Source organism: Amycolatopsis sp., assembly GCF_035276945.1.
Taxonomy (GTDB): Bacteria; Actinomycetota; Actinomycetes; order Mycobacteriales; family Pseudonocardiaceae; genus Amycolatopsis_E.
This window is the reverse complement of sequence record NZ_DATELF010000130.1, coordinates 1-18041: the sequence shown is the minus strand read 5'-3', so window position 1 is coordinate 18041 and position 18041 is coordinate 1. Positions and strand designations below refer to the sequence as shown.

At 66.4% G+C, this 18041-nt stretch carries 16 protein-coding genes and 1 pseudogene; 9 read left to right on the top strand and 8 right to left on the bottom strand.

The features are described 5' to 3' along the window. Window positions 1-15: 15 nt before the first annotated feature. Complete coding sequence (locus VJT49_RS23250; RefSeq protein WP_324167017.1) at window positions 16-933, top strand: pectate lyase; 918 nt, start codon at window positions 16-18, stop codon at window positions 931-933. Between the two features lie 438 nt (window positions 934-1371). Here VJT49_RS23250 and VJT49_RS23245 read toward each other — a convergent pair whose 3' ends face one another. Together VJT49_RS23245 and VJT49_RS23240 are read right to left on the bottom strand one after the other, a co-directional pair. Beyond that, window positions 1372-4137, bottom strand: a complete 2766-nt coding sequence (locus VJT49_RS23245) for a penicillin acylase family protein (protein WP_324167016.1) — start codon at window positions 4135-4137, stop codon at window positions 1372-1374. Window positions 4138-4330: 193 nt separating this feature from the next. Further along, window positions 4331-4774 carry an SPW repeat domain-containing protein gene (locus VJT49_RS23240; RefSeq protein ID WP_324167015.1) on the bottom strand — a complete coding sequence of 148 codons (444 nt, stop codon included), beginning with the start codon at window positions 4772-4774 and terminating at the stop codon, window positions 4331-4333. Between the two features lie 189 nt (window positions 4775-4963). On the opposite strand from VJT49_RS23240, the gene VJT49_RS23235 reads away from it, so the two are divergent. After that, window positions 4964-5356 (top strand): hypothetical protein, encoded by a 393-nt coding sequence (locus tag VJT49_RS23235; protein WP_324167014.1) that lies wholly within the window; start codon window positions 4964-4966, stop codon window positions 5354-5356. A gap of 144 nt (window positions 5357-5500) precedes the next feature. Here the strand turns inward: VJT49_RS23235 and VJT49_RS23230 are convergent, their stop codons facing one another. Next, window positions 5501-5992, bottom strand: a complete 492-nt coding sequence (locus VJT49_RS23230) for a helix-turn-helix domain-containing protein (protein WP_324167013.1) — start codon at window positions 5990-5992, stop codon at window positions 5501-5503. 109 nt (window positions 5993-6101) lie between these two features. Here VJT49_RS23230 and VJT49_RS23225 point away from each other — a divergent pair, with 109 nt between their 5' ends. The 5 genes and pseudogenes from VJT49_RS23225 (at window position 6102) to VJT49_RS23205 (ending at window position 11532) form a co-directional block, all read left to right on the top strand. Then, a complete protein-coding gene (locus tag VJT49_RS23225) occupies window positions 6102-6695 on the top strand; it encodes a dihydrofolate reductase family protein (RefSeq protein ID WP_324167012.1) in 594 nt (197 codons plus the stop codon). 56 nt (window positions 6696-6751) lie between these two features. Then, window positions 6752-6919: pseudogene (locus VJT49_RS23220) on the top strand (molybdopterin cofactor-binding domain-containing protein); the annotation flags it as partial. A gap of 56 nt (window positions 6920-6975) precedes the next feature. Beyond that, the gene (locus tag VJT49_RS23215; protein ID WP_324167011.1) at window positions 6976-7632 is read left to right on the top strand and encodes a maleylpyruvate isomerase N-terminal domain-containing protein; all 657 of its coding nucleotides are present in this window, start codon (window positions 6976-6978) and stop codon (window positions 7630-7632) included. Between the two features lie 450 nt (window positions 7633-8082). After that, complete coding sequence (locus VJT49_RS23210; RefSeq protein WP_324167010.1) at window positions 8083-8643, top strand: TIGR03086 family metal-binding protein; 561 nt, start codon at window positions 8083-8085, stop codon at window positions 8641-8643. Window positions 8644-9264: 621 nt separating this feature from the next. Then, entirely contained in the window at window positions 9265-11532 is a 2268-nt protein-coding gene (locus tag VJT49_RS23205; RefSeq protein ID WP_324167009.1) for a 2OG-Fe(II) oxygenase, read from the top strand. 243 nt (window positions 11533-11775) lie between these two features. Here VJT49_RS23205 and VJT49_RS23200 read toward each other — a convergent pair whose 3' ends face one another. From VJT49_RS23200 to VJT49_RS23180, 5 genes are all read right to left on the bottom strand, one after another. Further along, on the bottom strand, window positions 11776-13125 hold the full coding sequence (locus tag VJT49_RS23200; protein ID WP_324167008.1) for a hypothetical protein: 1350 nt from the start codon (window positions 13123-13125) through the stop codon (window positions 11776-11778). 402 nt (window positions 13126-13527) lie between these two features. Continuing rightward, entirely contained in the window at window positions 13528-14214 is a 687-nt protein-coding gene (locus tag VJT49_RS23195) for a hypothetical protein (protein WP_324167007.1), read from the bottom strand. A gap of 239 nt (window positions 14215-14453) precedes the next feature. Beyond that, on the bottom strand, window positions 14454-15095 hold the full coding sequence (locus VJT49_RS23190) for a hypothetical protein (protein ID WP_324167006.1): 642 nt from the start codon (window positions 15093-15095) through the stop codon (window positions 14454-14456). 421 nt (window positions 15096-15516) lie between these two features. Continuing rightward, on the bottom strand, window positions 15517-15870 hold the full coding sequence (locus VJT49_RS23185; RefSeq protein WP_324167005.1) for a hypothetical protein: 354 nt from the start codon (window positions 15868-15870) through the stop codon (window positions 15517-15519). A 72-nt stretch (window positions 15871-15942) separates the two neighbouring features. Further along, on the bottom strand, window positions 15943-16710 hold the full coding sequence (locus VJT49_RS23180; RefSeq protein WP_324167004.1) for a hypothetical protein: 768 nt from the start codon (window positions 16708-16710) through the stop codon (window positions 15943-15945). Window positions 16711-16881: 171 nt separating this feature from the next. On the opposite strand from VJT49_RS23180, the gene VJT49_RS23175 reads away from it, so the two are divergent. Together VJT49_RS23175 and VJT49_RS23170 are read left to right on the top strand one after the other, a co-directional pair. Next, the gene (locus VJT49_RS23175; RefSeq protein WP_324167003.1) at window positions 16882-17631 is read left to right on the top strand and encodes a hypothetical protein; all 750 of its coding nucleotides are present in this window, start codon (window positions 16882-16884) and stop codon (window positions 17629-17631) included. Between the two features lie 91 nt (window positions 17632-17722). Then, the coding region (locus VJT49_RS23170) for a DUF488 domain-containing protein (protein ID WP_324167002.1) at window positions 17723-18041 on the top strand (319 nt) is incomplete at its 3' end.

The window sequence follows — 18041 nt, the reverse complement described above, 5'->3', positions numbered from 1 at the left end:
GAGGAAACGGAAGGTATGCGCAGCGTTTCCACTCGCAGTCTGGCTGTCCTGGGGTTTGTCGCGGCCGGGCTCGCGGTGGTGTTGGCCGCCATGTTGGTGACCATCACCTCGAGTGGTGAAGCGGTACCGCCCGGCGCGCCGGTCGCCGCCGAGACCACAACGCAGCCGCCTTCGACAAAGTCGACAACCCCTGCTGCGACCTCGTCGGTTCCGTCCTCCACCACGCTGACGCCGGCCCCACCACGGTTGGGAGGTTGGCCTGCCGCCGAAGCCTCGGTCACGGTCGGAGCGACCATCCACGTCACGGGCCCGCTGGACGGCGGGATGAAGCGGTACTCCGGCACGGGCGCGCTGGGCGACGGTGGGCAGAGCGAAGATCAGGGTCCGGTGTTCGAGCTGGCCAACGGCGCCGCGTTGGAGAACGTGATTCTGGGCGCGCCGGCGGCGGATGGGGTGCACTGCCTGGGTTCCTGCCTGTTGCGGAACGTGTGGTGGGAGGACGTCGGCGAGGACGCGGCCACACTCAAGGGCACCTCACCGTCCCAGGTGATGACCATCGACGGCGGTGGGGCGCGCTCCGCGTCGGACAAGGTCTTCCAGCACAACGGCCCGGGTACCGTGATCATCAGGAACTTCCAGGTGTCGGGGATCGCCAAGCTGTACCGGTCATGCGGCAACTGCGGCACCCAGTACCAGCGCCACGTGGTGGTGCAGAACGTCACGGTGACCGCTCCCGCCAAGACACTTGTCGGAATCAATCCCAACTACGGGGACACCGCGGAGCTGTCCGGGATCACGATCAGCGGCGACAGCGGCCGGAAGATCGCGATCTGCGAGAAGTACCAAGGCGTGACGGGCGGCGAGCCGGCAAAGATCGGAAGCGGCGCGGACGCCAACTGCCGGTACACCCCGGCGGACCTCGCCTACCGCTGACCGCCCTTGCCTTGGGCGAACGGCGCGTCTCGACAAGGGTGCGGCCCGCGCTCGCCCTCACTCGCGAGCTGATCCGGCCGCATCTGACTCGGGTGAGGGTTGCTCCCTCGACGGTCCGTGGTATCTCGACGGGAGTCGCGGTCGGTCCGGCCAACGGCCTTGATCGCGACGGGGTGATCAGCTGCGACAACATCCAGACCATCCTGAGCGCCGATCTTGGGCGGCAACTCGGTTTCCTCCTGTCCTGGCAGGAACGAGAGTTGGCGGAAGCGATCGAAATTTCCTTCGGCCTGGAGTGTTTCAACGTGTCCGCCGGGCGAGTAAAAGCACTTCCTGCCGCCGCGAAGGCCGGACTCGGGTGTTGCGGAAGCCGGACTCGGGTGTTGCGGAGGCCGGACTCGCGAGTCACCGAAGCCGGCCCGCCGGCGGTGGGAGGACTCAGCGGTGCGAGGCGAACTGCACCACCTGCTGATAGGTCGGGCGGTTCTGCCAGGCGATCGACGGGTCGGTGATGCCGCCCATGGGGCGGTGAATGATCGAATCCGCGCACCACTGGTCACCGGCCGAGCAGGAGTCGTCGGCCGGGTAGACCGTCGACGCCGGTTGGGCCGCGGCCTGGCCGAGGCTGGTCAGCAGCGCCGAACGGCACTCGGTGAGGCTGCCGTCGCCGCAGTACTTCCGCGCCAGTCCACCGGACACGCTCTGCCCGAGCGCCGCGCGCAGGTCCTTGTCCACATAGGACCACCAGCCGTACTGGAACGACGAGCCCTTGTGCTTCACGGACTGGTTGGCGCCGGCCGCTCCGGCGCTCGGGCCGGTCTGACCGCCGGAGGGCGACTCGTTGATCTGGAGTGCGCCGATCATCGCGGTGAACAGGTCGTCGCCCATGCCCGGCTGGAACTCGGCCTGCGCGAGTAGCGGCCACCACGCGTCCATCAACCGGATCGCGTCCGCGTCGACGTATTTCTTGCTGCCCTGTGCGGTTTCCACCCGTTTCGCCCCGTGTGCCAGCCAGGTCCGGAGCTTGCTCACCAGGGCCGCCTGTGCGGAGTCGGTCACGGGCTGGCTGTTGATCACCCTCAGCAGGGTGGGCAGCACGTCTTCACCGCGCAGGTCGGTAACGGCGGCGTCCTCCATGGCCTTGACCACGTCCGCCCGGCTGATCTTCCGCCCGCTGGTCACCAGTGCCTTCAGCCGGGAGTCGAGCAGGTTGACCCGGTGCACGCCGGCTTCCCCGAACCCGGCCGAGCTGTAGTCCAGTGCCTGCTTGTTGTTCCAGGACACGTAGTAGTCCTGGTCGACCGAGTTCGGATGCGCGGAAACCGGCGTGTAGTCCGAGGTGAACGCGCCGGGATTCCAGTTCTGCCACTCGTACTGGTTCCACACCGGCAGGTTGGGATCCACATTGGACGAACGAACCGGGTTCCAGCCCGAGTTGAAGTAGGCGGTCTCGGTCGAGTTCACGTAGAACCAGTTGAACGTGTAGTTGATGTTCGACGCGGACTCCATGAACTTCCCCGCGGTGGCCATGTCGTCGGGGTTGTTGAACATCTGGAAGCCGACGATCGAAGCGGCTTCGTGCTGGTAGGTGGAGCGCTGGCTGGTGTAGGCGACCGGTTTGCCGCCGATCGTCGCCCGGTGGGTCACCAGGCCGTACTTCGTCCGGTAGACGACCAGCCGGTACGAGCCCGCCGCCGTGCCGTCGGCGACGGTCGGGCGCCAGGAGTCCTTGACCTCCAACGTTTCCATGGCCGTGCACTGCCCGTTGTACAGGTAGTAGTTGGTGTCCTTGGCCGGCGTGGACCCGTCCGGCCGGCACAGCGGCACCGCGAACGTGTCGGTGATGTCCTGGCCTGCCGAAGTCGCGCTCCACGAGTAGTCCGGGCCACGGCCGAGTTGCACGTAGAAGTTCGTGCCCGCGAAGGAGACACCACGGGCGCTGATGCCCGGTCCCCGCAACTCCTCCAGCATCAGCAACTGCGGCGCGAAGTACCCGGTCTGCGGGCCGAACACGGCGATCGGGTGGCCGTCGTCGGTGTACCTGCCGGATACCACCAGCGCGTTGGACATGCCGTGCCTGGCGGACAACAGGTTGCCCGGTAGCACGCCGGCCGCCGAGGTCGCCGAGGAGTCGGCCGCGGAACCGGTCGGGTCGTAGATCTCCTGCTGCCTGGTCACCGATCCCGGATCCGGCATGGCCACCCCCTGCGGGTTGGCGGGGCCGGCCGCGTACGGGAAGTTTTGTCCATTATGGATCGTCGGAACCGCCTCGGGGTCGTTCTCCTCCCGAAACGACTGCCACACCTGGTCTCCGGTGGTGATTCCGTACCGGGCCTGGGCGGCCTGCCTGACCAGCGCCGACTGGACTTCACCGCCGCCACCGGTGCCGAACAGGGCGCCGACCACACTCGCGATGGCGATCAGGTCGGTGGCGGTGAACGGCGCGATCGAACCCGCGTTGGTGATCGCGTCCACATGCCCGGTGAGCACGTATTCGCCGGGGAAGTACCGGCCCTGGTACGCCTGATTGAGGTAGGTGTTGATGCCGTCGAGGTAGGCGTTGATGTCGGCGAGTGCCTGCGTTCCGGCGGGCCCGCTGCCGGCGATGACGTTCACCTGGTTCTGCAGGTCCTGCTCGGTGTACGGGGCGGCGGCCCAGAAGGTCTGCTCGAGTTCCCGGTTGGCCGAGGCGCCGCCCGCGAAGCCACTCAGTTGTCCCCGCCCGACGTGCCGGAACACGTCCATGAGCCACAGCCGGTCCTGCGCCGCGACATAGCCCGCACCGAATTCGGTGCCGGCGCGGGTGGTGCCGGTGACGTGCGGGATGCCGAGCTTGTCGCGGACCACGGTCACGTCCGAACGCGGTTTGCTGGTGCTTTCGACCTGGTCGGGGGGCACGCCGAAGGCCGCCTTGGTGAAGAACCTGTCGATGGTGGCGTTGGTGAGGGACTGGTAGTCGTTCGCCAGTGTGCCGTAGGTGGCCAACTGGTCGTCGGTGTGCGCGGGCCGGGTGCCGAAAAGCTTGTTGGCCAGGATGTCGGCCAGCGTGGCATTGCCGTTCTCGCCCGGCGGCAGGATGTCGTTGCATTGTCCGAGGCAGTAGTCGGTGACCTGATCGGCCTGCGCGGGGATGGACACCCCGGCGGTCACTGCGGTCACTGCGGCGACGAGTGTGGCCGTCACGCGGCGAGCTCTTCCGGCCATAGCGTGCTCCTCTGTCCGACCGCGCACGACGCTGTGCGCCGAGTCACGCTACCCCGGAGTAGCTAAATTGCGAAAGCCTCTCATGTTCAGTTCCTGCGAACGGCTCACGCCGGACGTAGGCGGGCGGGCCGGGTAAAACCCGGCCCGCCCGCCAGAAGCGCCGCGCGTTGCGGACAGTTCACTTGGACAGCGGTTACCTGGTGCGGCTCGCGTTCCAGGTGAGCCCGATCCCGGCCGCGAGCACGACGACCCCGGCGATCACGTTGCTCAGCCAGTTCGCCGTGGTCAACGGCAGTGCGCCCGGAACGGTCAGCGGAACCAGCCCGGAGCCGCGACAGATCGCCCACGGCGACGCGATCACCCAGGCGCCCAGCACCGGCGTCACCCAGGCAAGGGTGCGCAGGCGGTCGGCCGACCGTGCGAAGCCCACTGCCAGCAGCGCCAGTGCCAGGCCGGTGATGGTGTTGCTCGCCGCCAAGCCGAAGTGGCCGGTGGAGGCGATCACCCACGGAGAAAGGACGAGAAAGAGCCCGGCCAGCAGCAGCACACCGTCGGGTACGCCCACCGCCGGCACGGCCGGCCGCGCGTACCGCGGGCTCTGTTCCACCTGGTTTTGCCTGCTTGCCTGAGTTGTCATCGCTCCTGCACCTCCACCCACGGGATTCCCGGGACTGGAGGGCCGGAAAACCTCCCCTGTTGGTCCGAGCCTCACAGTGACGGTGCGAGTTGCGGTCACTGCCCATCCGGTCACTCTGATCGCGCCCGGAAGGTGCACGGCAACGGGCTGAAAATTCACAACCGACCGCGCCGGTGCCTATCCTGGGTTATGACCGGTGGCACGGTCGTGAACGTGATCGTTTTCGGCGTGGTCTCGATGGCGCCCGCGGCGGCCTTCTGGGTAGTGGGCAAGGCGCCCCGGATAGTGCGCGCGGTCGGGAGGTGGTGCCACCGTCGTCCACCGGTCGCCGAGGGGCCGCCGATCGAACGCCTTGCCGCGGATTTGCGGCGTGTTCACCGGCAACTGGCCAGGATGGCCGCCGATGCCCCCGTTGTCCGACGTCGCGCGGCCAACCAGGCCTACGACGCCCTGCTGACCCAAGCCTGTCGCGCGGTCGGCGTCGCTCATCGTCTCGACACGGTGCCGGACGGGATCGAGCGGGAAATCGAGCGGCTGCGCGTAGAGGATGCGCTGCGCCAGTCGGGCCTCGCCGTCCCCTGACGTGGGCGACGCGGCTACGGCCACGCTCCCGGAGTCAGTTGGTGGCCATTTCGGCGCGGACCAGGTTCTTCATCTGCCGGATGGCGAGGAACTGGTCTCCCCCCACGGCCGGAACCGCGCTGCTGAAGCGCGGCATGACATCTGTCAGGTGCTCAGCGCGGCTTCGTAGGCGGCGCGCAGCCGCTCGAAGACGGATTCCCGGCCCTCGGGACGCGGGATGCCGAGATGCTGTTCACGCAGCTCGTCCATGAATTCTTCCCACAGTTCGGGGCCGCCGCGTTCCAGCAGCTCCGCGCGTGCGGCCAGCTGGGGGGTGACCGGCAGATGGCGGCGGCCCCAAGCGCCCAGGTGTGCCATGACCGGCACGAGCTGGATGGCCGGCTCGCTCAGGCTGTAGACCACCTTCTGCTTGTGAGTCGGGTCCGGAGCGCGTGAGACGAGGCCGAGTTCGGTAAGCCGCTGGAGCCGGGACGCGAGGATGTTCGACGCGATCCCTTCCTCGGAGTTCTGCAACAGCTCCCGGAAGTGCCGGCGGTTGCCGAACATCATGTCCCGGATGACGACCAGTGACCACTTGTCGCCCAGCACCTCGACCGCGAGGTTGATCGGGCATCCCGACCGCCGCTCGTCCGCCACAGAGGATCTCCCAACCTCGCTTCCGATTGCAGTTTACAACCAGTCGCGGCCGGGGTATGTTTTCCCAAACCGGTTGCAATTCGCAATCAGTTGAGAGAAGGAGACTTCGATGAGCAAGGTCGTCTGTGACCTCGGTGTGTCGGTCGACGGGTACGTCGCCGGGCCCGACCAGAGTCGTGAGAACCCCCTGGGTGAAGGTGGCGACCGGCTGCACAGATGGATGTTCGAGACTCCTGACGAGAACAAGGCGGAGATCGACGAGATTGTCGCCGCCGGGGCGTTCGTGATGGGGCGCAACATGTTCGGGCCAATCCGGGGCGAGTGGGACCTCGACTGGCGGGGCTGGTGGGGCGAGGAGCCGCCGTACCACGGGCCGGTCTTCGTGCTGACCCACCACCCTCGCGAGCCGTTGCCGATGAAGGGCGGCACCACCTTCACCTTCGTCACGGACGGCATCGAGTCCGCGCTCGAGCGGGCGCGCGAGGCCGCGGGTGAGGGGAATGTGGCGATCGCCGGCGGCGCGTCGACGGTGAACCAGTATCTGGCGGCCGGCCTGATCGACGAACTGCGCCTGCATATCGCTCCGGTGTTGCTGGGTGCCGGCGAGCGACTTTTCGCGGGGGCCCCGGATTTGAACCTGGAGCAGGTGTCGGCGAGGTCGGCGTCGCTGGTGACGCATATCAGGTATCGGATCCACGCGTGATCATGCCGAGACAGTCTGAAGCGGACAGATGAACTTTCGTCCGAGGTGGGTGATGCCCGCATTCCGCGGTCGCGGTGTGGGAGTCCGGCGCCCTGACCGTCTACAGTGGAAAGGGCGCGAAACTCCAAGCGGCGGAACTGGCCGGCGCGCTGGACCTTGATCCGTCGGCGGTCCACGCGGTGCATCCGTTCGTGGGCGGAGCCTTCGGCGGCAAGGCCCGCACGGGCGACCAGCGGCGAAATCGGTCGCCGGACGGCCCGGGCGCTGTTAGCTTGCGGCCGTGGATCTCTTCTCACGCTCTTGGACGGCGTTGCGCACAACCGTCGCCGAACTCCCGGACGATGACTTCGCACAGCCGTCCGGCTGTACCGGCTGGCTCGTGCGGGACCTGGTGTGCCACCTGGTCATCGGCGCCCAGGACGTCCTGATCACGCTCGTAACCCCCGCCGAGTCGGAGCCGACCCGCGACGCGGTGACCTACTGGACCGTCGCCGAAAGGCCGCCGACCGGCGAGGACCCGCTCGACGCACTGATCGTCCGGCTGGCCGCCGCGTACGAGGAGCCGCGGCTGCTGAAGTTCCACTTCGACGACGTCGGCTCCGCCGCCGGGCGCGCCGCCGAACTCGCCGACCCGGACCTCCGGGTCAGTACCCGCGACGAGGTGCTTGCCGTGGGCGACTATCTCTCCGCGTACGTCCTGGAGTGGACCCTGCACCACCTCGACCTGAACGCGAACCTTCCGGGCGCGGCGGAACCGCCCGCCGAGACCCTTGCCCGGTCCCGCGAGATGCTGGAGAAGATCGCCGGGGCCGCGTTCCCCGCGTCGTTGTCCGACGAGGACGCGCTGCTGGTCTGCACTGGACGACGTGCCCCGACCAACGCGGAGAAGGCCGAACTGGGCGAGCTGGCCGCAAAGCTCCCGCTTATCCTTGGCTGATCGTCTGGCCGAACCTTCGGGGCGGGCATGATGCCAGGCCGCATGGTGCCCGCTCGCGCGACGACGCCGCTGCGCGACCGTTCGTGTCCGGGCGCGAGTTCGCTGTCCGGCCGTCTCGATGGTGCCGCGCGACGACGAACAGCAGCGCCACGCCGAGTAACCGCGAACACGTGGGTTGTCAGGCGTGCACCGGTCACCACGCCCAATGCCAGGTCTGATGCCGACAGTGCGGTCAGCATCAGCACGAAGCCGGCCATCACCGGAAGTTGGCCCGATGCGGTTCTGCGCCGCACCGCCGCCCGGAACAGGCCGGTCGATTCGGACCTCCTCCTCCGCCATCTTCTCGCTGATCAGTGGCAGTAAAGCGGCACTGATCGCGCGACCGATGAGTCGCGGGTCTGCCGACGGTCTGTACCCCTGAGAAGGCATCCGTGGACTTGGAGGAGACTCGTGATCGACCTAAAGCCAGCCTGCCAGCGGATGATCGACCTGTTGGCAGGTGCGACTGATGACCAGCTCACCAGTCCCAGCCCTTGCACCGAGTACACCGTCCGCGACCTGATCGGCCACGTCGACCAGGGGTGTCGGACGTTCACCGCGATCGCGCAGCAGGACGAAGGCGAGCTGGCACGCCTCGGCGCCGACCCGGACGTCGCGCACCTGGGCCCGGATTGGCGGGACGACGTGGCTCGGCACGCGCAGACGCTCGGCAAGGCGTGGGACAACCCCGAGGCCTGGCAGGGTAGCGCTGACGTGGGGAGTCTGAACCTGTCCAACGGGCTGTGGGGCAAGATCGCGCTTACCGAACTGGTCGTGCACGGCTGGGATATCGCCAAGGCAACCAAGCAGTCCTTCGACCTGCCGGAGCAGACCCTGCAAGCCTGCTTCGACCACGTGGCCGGGTTCGTCCCCAATGCCCCGGTCCAGAATCTGTGGGCTCCCCCGACGGACGTCGCACCCGACGCGACACTGCTCGATCGGATCGTGGCGATGACCGGCCGTGTCCCGTGACCTGAATCAGCGGCACCAAGATCAACAGGGGTGAAGCCTCGGCGCTCTGAGCAGGCGGAGGAGTCGGGCGCCTGGGGCTCGAACCCAGAGCTTACAAATTATCGTCGAGTGTCACCTGGTGTTGGTTAGTTCAGGTCAAAATGAGACCGCCACTTTTTGAGTATCGGGTACAGCCACGTAATGTAGGGCAATTGATCCGGCAACGGAGCCCGAAATCGGGCCGCGTGCGACCGCGGTCGCCGTTCTGAGTACTGCCTTGACACAGTTCTTCGAAGGTGGGGCTGCGCGCTTCGCGTCAAGCTTCGCGGGCTCGGACCCAAGTGCACGGCGCCGCCAGGCTGTCGCTGGCGGCCGGCAACAACCTACGCTCTGTGCAAGCCCTCCTCTGGCACGCCGGCATTGGCTTGACCGCCGGCACCTAGACTCGTGGGTCGCTCTCGCTCGACCAGGCCTTCCGCGCCGCGTCGGCCACTCGGCGCAGGAAGTCACCCCACACAGCGTGAGCTAATCGAGCCCGGAACGCTCGTTCCCGTCATAACGAGGTGATCCTGGTAATCGGTTCCCTGCCGGCCGCCGCTACAGTCTCGCTGCGGAAGAAACACGACGAGTACGCGAGGAAATATGGGGACCACGGCGCGCGAACGACTGGCGGGACTACTCAACGATTCCGAACCGACCGGGTCGTTCAGCGCTGAGCTGCTGGCTCCGGCGCGTCTCCTCCAGCTTGAGGTGGCCGGCGTCGGGCCGGTGAACCTTCCAGTCCGCGCGCCTATGGCGAAGAAGCTGATCGCGTTGGCGCGGTCGGCGATGTTCGGCCGGGGCGAGGAGACGCTGACAGACACCAGCGTCCGCGACACCTGGGAACTCACGCCGGATCAGTTCACGCTCGGCGGGCTCGGCTGGACGGCGCTGCTGGACGGCGCGCTGGAGCACTTCCGCGACGAGCTCGGGCTCCCGCGGACGGCACGGCTGCGCGCCGAGCCGCACTCGATGCTGGTCTACGGCAAGGGACAGTTCTTCCTCCCCCACCAGGACTCGGAAAAGCACGACGACATGGTGGGCACGCTGGTGGTGTCACTGCCCTCGGCACACACGGGCGGGGAACTGGTCATCGACCACGACGGCGAGACCAGGGCTTACCGCGCCTCAAAGGAGGAGCTGACCCTCCTCGCCTTCTACGCCGACTGCCGCCACCAGGTCACGCCGGTCAGGTCCGGATACCGGGTGGCGCTCACGTTCAACCTGCTGGCCGTCACCGAGCCCCCGGCTCCGGCGACCGGCCCCGCCACCGAGCTGGCGCACTGCCTGACCGAGCACTTCACCACGCCAGCCACCTCTCGGTACGGCGGCCGCGACCTCGGTACGCCTAACCGCTTGGTCTTCCTGCTCGACCACGAATACACCCAGCGAGGCCTGAACTGGCGCCGGCTCAAAGGCGCCGACGCGGAGCGAGCCGCGCTGGTACGCGCCGCGGCCGAGCAGGCCGGGTGCGACGCGGTGCTGGCCCTCGCGGAGGTGAAGGAGACCTGGGACGCCGAGCCCTCCGGCAGCGACCCCTGGGACCACTACGACTATTACGAGGACGAGGACGAGGACGAGACCCCCGACGACTATCAGCTCCACTCGCTGATCGACGACGAGATCACCCTCGGCTGGTGGACAAGCCCGGACGGCAACGGCGGCGAGCCGATCACGCTGCACGTCCCCGACCACGAGGTGTGTGCCACCACCCCGAGCAGGGACCTGGAGCCCTACCAGTCCGAGTACGAGGGCTACATGGGCAACTACGGCAACACCCTGGATCGGTGGTACCGGCGGGCTGCGGTTGTCGTATGGCCGCTGGACCGGGCGTTCGCGGCGCGCGCCGAGGCCGGATCGCAGTGGGCTCTGCACGAACTCCGCGACCGCATCGAGGCGGGAGACGTGGAGGGCGCACGTGTTGCGGCGGAGTCGCTCGCGCCGTTCTGGAAAAAGACAGCGACACAGCCGGGACTGCTCGGCGCGGCCCTGGACGTGGCAGCGGGCCTCGACGTTGCCGGGACGGCGGTGATGCTGCTGGAGCCGTTCCGGGTCGAAACGCTCGCGCAGGAACATGCAGGCGGGCTGGCTGCCGTGGCCGGGCGATACGGCGAGCAGCGGACGCGGAACGTCATCGACGGGTGGTTCGGGCCAGGGCGCCACTACGCAACCGACCGATACGAGTGGATCGACAGGCTGCCAGGGCTGTGCGGGGCGCTGCGTGCAGCCGGGGCGCCGGAGGTGGCGCGGCTGCTGGCCACCAGGACCTGGCACTGGATGGCCGGCGAGCTCCAGTCCTGGACCACCACCGCGCGAACCGAATTGCGCCAGCCACAACTGGAGATGCTCAGCTCGCCGCTGGTGCGGCTGCTGGAGGCCGCCGCCGACACACTGCGCGACGAGATCACAACAGCCCTGCGCGAGTACAGGGACACCGTGCTGGAGTGCCTGATGCCGGCGCTGCGGTCGGCGCACCCACGGCGACCGGCGGGGCTCGACGCGGTCGCCCGCGACTGCGCGAAGCGGCTCGGCGCGATCGTCGCGAGGCCGCTGCGTGACGAAGACGACTGGTCGATCGGATGGACCGGGTGCCGGTGCGACCTTTGTGACACGCTGGGAACGTTTCTCCGCTCCCGGTCGCGGCGGATCTTCGAGTGGCCCCTGGCGAAGGAAGGGCGCCGGCACGTGCACACCCAGATCGACTCGGCTGGGCTGCCAGTGCGGCACCAGACCCGGCGGGAGGGCCGGCCGTACACCCTCGTACTGACCAAAACCGACGCGCTGTTCACGCGCGCCAAGAACGCGCGGCAGCAGGCCGTGACCGACCTGGCATGGCTGACGTCGACGTGGGGCACAACGCACCGACGCTGATGTAAGGGGCTTGTGCCGGGTACGGCATGCGCTGCATGACGAGGTAGCCGCCTTCGACGCCGGATTCAGCCACGACGGCATGGGGCGGGCCGGCTGGGCGACCCGACCAGGTAGCGAAGGTGACCGGGGGCAGCCCTTGTGGTTCGCTGGCGCAGCGCTTGGGGATCACCCTCTGACCTCAACGTGTCGACTCCGCCGCTTGCTGACCAAACTGCGTTCGTTCGCGCCGTCGAGGTGGTTCACCTATCCGGTGCGGAGAAGTGCGGCAAGGCGTTCGCCGATGATCGAGACACTCGGCATCGGTTCCCGGTCGAAGAAGGCCTTCTTGTGGCGGCGGAGCAGTCTCTCGCCGTCACGCGACCAGGAGAAGCCGGGCTTGCGTAGAAGTGCACGGAAGACGGGGTCGGCGCCGTCGGGGTGGCGCTGTACCAGGCGGCGGATCGCCAGCGGCGAGACCGAATCGTCATGAAGGTACTCGCGCAACTGGGCAAGGTTCGTGCGGGCCCGGGCCAGTGCGGGATCGGCGAAGAGTGCGTCGAGGTGGCCGAAGTCGCGGTAGTAGTTGAGTCCTTCGCTCTCGTCATAGATCAGCGCTATGTCGTCGGCTTCCAGCAGTTCGTCGGGCAGGCGGCCCATCTCCTCGGGGGTGGGGCGCCTGGTCGCGGCGTGCTTGGCTGCCTTGCCGTCGAGGTCTGCAACCGCTTTCTGCCGCAGGCGACGGTAGTGCTCGCGCAAGGTCTCCTGTGCCTCCTCCGGTGGCAGCACCACGAGGTCGGAGCCGACCTGAGCGACGAAGTCCGCGCGGTGCTCGGCTTGGACTTCCCCGGCTCGCCGGAGCAGGGCGGGGTTGCGGCGTAGCAGTTCCGGGCGAGCGGTGATCTCGCGAACCGCCGTCTGGGCAATCTGGTGTCGAGCGGATTTGGGAAACGTGACGAAGTGGCCGCTGACCAGCCAGGCGTCGGTTGCCGGGTGGACCGGCACGATGCGGCCAATGACGAACATTCCCTTGCGCAGTTTGGTGAACGGCTTGCGCCCCATGTTGGAGTAGACGCGGTAGGTGAGATCGTCGAGAAGGTTGTGGAGTTCCACGGCGTCGCCGTCGAACTGGCGAACCTCGAAGCACCCTTCGACGACGTCGCGCCAGCCGAGCATCATCGCCTGCTCGTCATCGGACAGCTGCGGACGCCGCTGGGCGACAAACCGCTCGACGACGGTGCGCCCGTCGGAGAGTCGGTATTGCAGCGCGAAGTGGTCGATGGTGCGTATGGCCGTGCTCTCATCGAGGTAGCCATGTCGATCGGCGGCATCGATCAGCAGCGCGTCCAGTCGCCTCGCGAAGCGAGGGCTCTGGGCGAACGCCACCAGTTCGCCCTTCAGGTCCGCGGCGCGGGTGATCAGATCCTCGACCGAGATGTCGCCGACAGGAGTGGGATCGACAGCTGGTGTGGTATGCGGGGCCATTGCGGCAACCTTATCGGCCGCCGTCCAGACGGAACATGACCGCTCCAGGGTGTGTCGCGCCGGTGTCACGCGGATGGCGATCTTCGATCGGCGAAGGCGACGGGCTTTCCGGAGGAACTCGTAGCCCCGCACCCCGACCACCGGGACACACGGGCCGTGGTATTTCCAGGTGGAAGTACCGACGGGCCTGTGCGGAAAGCGCTGCCAGTTGCGGCGAGGAGGCTTTCCCTCGCGGCAGGCGGCCCAGGAAGCCCCGGGAATTCCTCGTGGACCCGACGGGCTTGGACCGGGGTCGGGGATCACTTGTGGCTGGACAGCCGGGAGTGACTGACCACACCGGCAGGACTGATTACCCTATCCCTCAACGAAATCCGACATCTCTTCACCCGACTCGTCATCGACCAAACCGACGACATCACCGCCTTCCTGCACTGGTCATGGTGGCGACGACGCCACCAACACCACGCCCAGCAAGCCCACTACCAGCAACAATCCCACCAAGAACCACGAAGATCACGAACTACGGCTGAAGTACTAGTTCAGCATGATCCACACCGCCCAAGCAGCCTGGCCTCCGACCAGGTTGGCGGTGAGAGCAATGATCGCGACCAGCCCCTTGGTCTTCATCAAATCCGGCAGGGTCCAGTGCCGTGGCGTCTCTTCGTCTGCGCTGACGCGGGCGCACTCCATCGCCAGGCCCAGTGAGGCTCTCCAGCACATGGCGATCATCAACAGGGTAAGCATGGTGGCGGTGTTGCTCACTACTCCCAGGAAACTGACGAAGGTGAACGGCTGTCCCACTGTCTTTGATGCTGCCACCAGCGGTATGGCCATTCGGCATCCAAGCAGGGTTCCCATCACGGCACCGGTCCCAGCATATTGAGTAATCCCTGTCAAGAATTTCCTGGTCGGCTCGCTATCGCGGAAGAACGTCAGGCAGTACAACAGGAAGCCCAGTGTGGAGGTCGCGCCGAACACCACCAGCGCCCACAGCCCGTCGGTGATGTAGGACCATGGCCGCGGAACCGTCGCCGGATCGACGACCGCAGGGGCCGCCAAATACCCGACCGAGATGATCGCGAGAAACAGCGCGCCAGACAGCAGGCGACTCGGCCGTTCCGGGATGCTGAGAAACCCTTTCCGTCGCGCTTCCGTGCGACTCTTCGCTTTAGGCCGAGTCTGCGGCGTACTCGCCCTATCCGGTTTGTCCGACTCCGACACCTTTGCGGAATCCTCCTTCGGCGGCGGAGCTGGGGTCGACTGCTTTCGGGGAGGTTTCCGTCGGCCTCGTCTCTTTTGACCACGGCTTGCCACCTGGACACCTCTCCCACTTCGCGCCTGCGGCCGGACATTCACCGTTAAGGCCGTCCGCCGCAGCTTGGCGGTTCGGTCTGAACCAGGGCGACAGATCAACGTCGCCGTCGACCGGCCCGCTGCCTGCAGATCCCGGAACGTGATCGCTATGAATGGTTCGGTGGTGCTGAGTCGTGCGGTGTCGAGGGCCTGCGAATTCCCGGTTGCCGTTGTGTTGCTCGCCGAACTGCCGGCCTTGCTGTGGGGATGGGCTGCGCACTCGGCAGGCTGGGGTTCTCGATTCCCGGTTGCTTCTCTTCCCGGCCGTGAACTTCACCGGATGGTGGTTGTACGGTCTCAGCGGTCGTCACCTGGGCAACCTGAGCTTTGAAGGCTGCCACGAACTCGGCAGCGGTCGCAAACGACCGTCCAGGGACCTGTCTGGTGATCGCTACGCCGGGGCCAACGATGGTGAGAAAGCCTTCTCGGTCGTCGGTCTTCTTGTTGCGTCCTTTCTTGACCGCCCAGGCTCCAGGCCCGAGAACCGCCATACGGGTCAAGGTCACCCGTCCAGCGGCTCGATTGATACTGCCGGACATGGCGAAGTCGATCTCCAGTCCTTCGAGCGAGTGTCGCAGGGCGATGCTCTCCGGTCCTTCGAACAGTTCGTTCTTGGTCAGGCGCAGGTCGCCAAACCTGGCGACGATCCCTGCCGCGGCGTCCTGTTGACGCAGCCGGGAATCCACCTGCACTCGAAAGATGGCCCACGCAACAAGGCCGATGATGATCAGAATTACGAGTACTCCCATGGAAGGATCCCTTAGCTCGTTAGGCGGTCGCCGTGACCGCTGTTGATCTTCTTCTGAATCCCGAGTGGATTGTCACTGTGCCCTAGCGGGTGAAGCCACGATTGTCGACTCGAGGGTGATGTGCTTGCCTCTTTAGGACAGTCCACGGTGTTCCAGTTTCGCGATGTCTGGGTCGCATGTGGATTACTCACCTCGCGCTCTGTGTGTCGGTTCCCCAGGAACATCCAAGCGTCCATTGTATGACTTGCTGCATTCCTGTGTACCTGAGTCGGCCGGACTCCCTAGTGCCGTTGGTATCCACCCACTATTGAGAAGACCTCGATGGACCGTCCTGTGCTCACCGGCAATAGCAGGCAAAGAGCACAGGACGGCTTTCCTCAACGCGGCTTGCGGCTGTCTGGATGCGTGCTCGGGACCGTGATCAGCAGCGTTCGAGACGGTCCACGCGGGCTGGACTCCAGGTGGAGAACATTTCTCCTGGCTTCAACTGCTTGCACCCGCTGTCCCAGACGTACCGCTTGACCACCTTTACACGCTGCCACGACCGGCAGGTGTTGTGTACCCGGATCGTTCCCCAGAAGTTCTGCTTGAAGTGCACGCAACTGGGCGCGACACTGGCAGTACTCGCGCTCGCCTGGCCGGTACCTGCGCTGGTCGCGGCGGACGCAGGTTGAGTTCCGACAATCGCGGCGCCGGCTAGCACGGCCAAAGCGACCGCTACCCGGATCATCCTCGCTTGAAGCTTCGCGTCACCCTGCTGGGCTCTACGGCTCATGATCGATTCTCCTCTCGTTTGTCAGAAATAACACCGATGACCGCTCGCGAGCGGCAGGAGGACTGGGTGTCATCAGAGCTGGAGCCAGCCCCAGCGCCCGAGGCTGGGCACATAGACCTCGGTGTAGCCGTCCTGGGTCTTGCTGGTCGGCCGGACCTCCCAGGTGTTGTAGACATTTCCGATGACGAACCGGTGCGGCGCGTCCCGGAGGGTGGCGTTGTGCGTCATCGTGTGGCGCTTGGTGGGCTCCGCGCCGTGGTCGGGCCGCCAGTCCACTTGTCGCCAGAACGGTGCGTACTGGCTCCGGCCGGACAGAATTCGCTGGGGCATCGGCACGCCGGCGGGATAGGGTGGTGTCTTCTTCACCACTTCCTTACCGTTCTCGGTCACCGTGTAGTTGTGCGGATCCTGACCGGTCGACTTCCCGATGCACGTGCTGTCCTCGACGAATCCCCAATGCGGGAACCCGTCGCGGGCCGGGTCGGAGATGGCCGCGACCTTGCTGGTCACGTTGTACCGCCAGATGATCTTTGCGCCCTCTTGGATCGTCCAGGACGGCTTGCCCGGATTGGTCGGATAGTTGGGGTGAACGACGCAGTCCTTGGCTGTGTAGTAGGTGACCAGGAGGATTCGCCGGTGGCCTTTGACGACTTCTCCTTCTTTGGGTTTCTGCGCGGCCTCGACGGCGGTGTCGTCGTCTTCGCCGAGTTGGTTGTCCACAGTTGTCGCGCCGAGATTGGCGGTGGGCACAGCGACCGCCGAGGTCGGGGTCCCGCTCGCGAGGACCGCGAAGCCCACCACTACGGCCGTCGCCAACGAGGTACCGATCACCTTCTTCATCTGAGTTCCTCCTCGCCATCGTCACCACCGGCATTCGGTGGTGAGGTCACCGTAGGGAGGCTTGGCGCGGCCGACGAGCGATCTCGGATCCGGCCGGATTCGAGCGGATTCGAGTGATTCGACCTGGGGAAAGGGTCTGTTTCGGGGGTCGGTGTCCGGATCGTTGTAGCGGTGACCACAATTGCGCGGGTGGTATCCGATGGACACATCGAAGATCAACAGGACGGCGATCCCAGAACGATCATCCAGATGTTCTGGAAGGTGGACATCAAGGGACTTCGCGACCGCTTCGATGCCGAGCGGCTGCGCGGCAACCTCGGCCCTGTCTCGAACAAGGAAATAACGAAAGCCACCGGTATCCCGGAAAGCACCCTCAGCGAGTTGATGACCAGCAAACGAGACGTGGTCCCGGACTGGGAACGCGTCAGCCTCATCGTCGACTATCTCGGCGGCGGCTCCCGGGAATGGGTGGAGAAGTGGCGGAAGGCCAGGGCCGCCTACGACAGCCTTGGCAAGAACGCAGAGCCGCCGCCACTTCCACCGGTGGAACCCCACCAGCCGCGTAAAACGAAAAGAAATCACGTTTTGATCGCGCTCGGCGCCGCCATCCTCGTCGCCGGAATCTTGGTGGTCGTCATCGCCACCCGGTTCGACGGGACACCGGGATACGACTCCGGAGCGCAACCGGCCAACAACGTGGGTGCCGAATGCATCCGGGTCCGGGACGAAACCGAGACCGTCTCGGTGTTCAAAGACCCGAAGACCTACGACAAATGGACGGAATGGCCCAGCAGGACCCGGTTCCGGGCGGACGTCGACGCGAGCAATCCGCACCGTTATCGGGTCCTGCTCAAAAACGGCCAGTACGGCTACGTCAACACCGACAAGCGATATGTCATCACGGCCAAGGACTGCTCATGAGCCGAGGGTGGACCGCGCCCCGACGGCGGCATCGCGGGCGGTTTGCGGTGTTGCCCGAGCGGGTGGCTCTCGGTCGTGACAGGGTTACCGCATGATGGTCACGGAGGAGTGCGGGGTATTTGGTGTGGGTTACGAGGGGCGGGAGGTTGCTGGGTTCGTCGCTGATCTTGCCGGTCGCAGGGTGACGCGGCTCGTTGATGTGCGGCTGACCCCGATCTCCCGGAAACGGGGCTTCAGCAAGACCGCGTTGCGCGATGCGCTGGCCGAGGTGAATATCACGTACGACCACCGGCGGGAGCTGGGCAACCCGAAGGCCAACCGGTCGGCCTTTGCGGGCCCCGAGGTGGAGCTGGAGCAGGCCAAGGCGGTGTATGCGGAGCTGTTGATCCGCGACGATGCCCAACGGACGC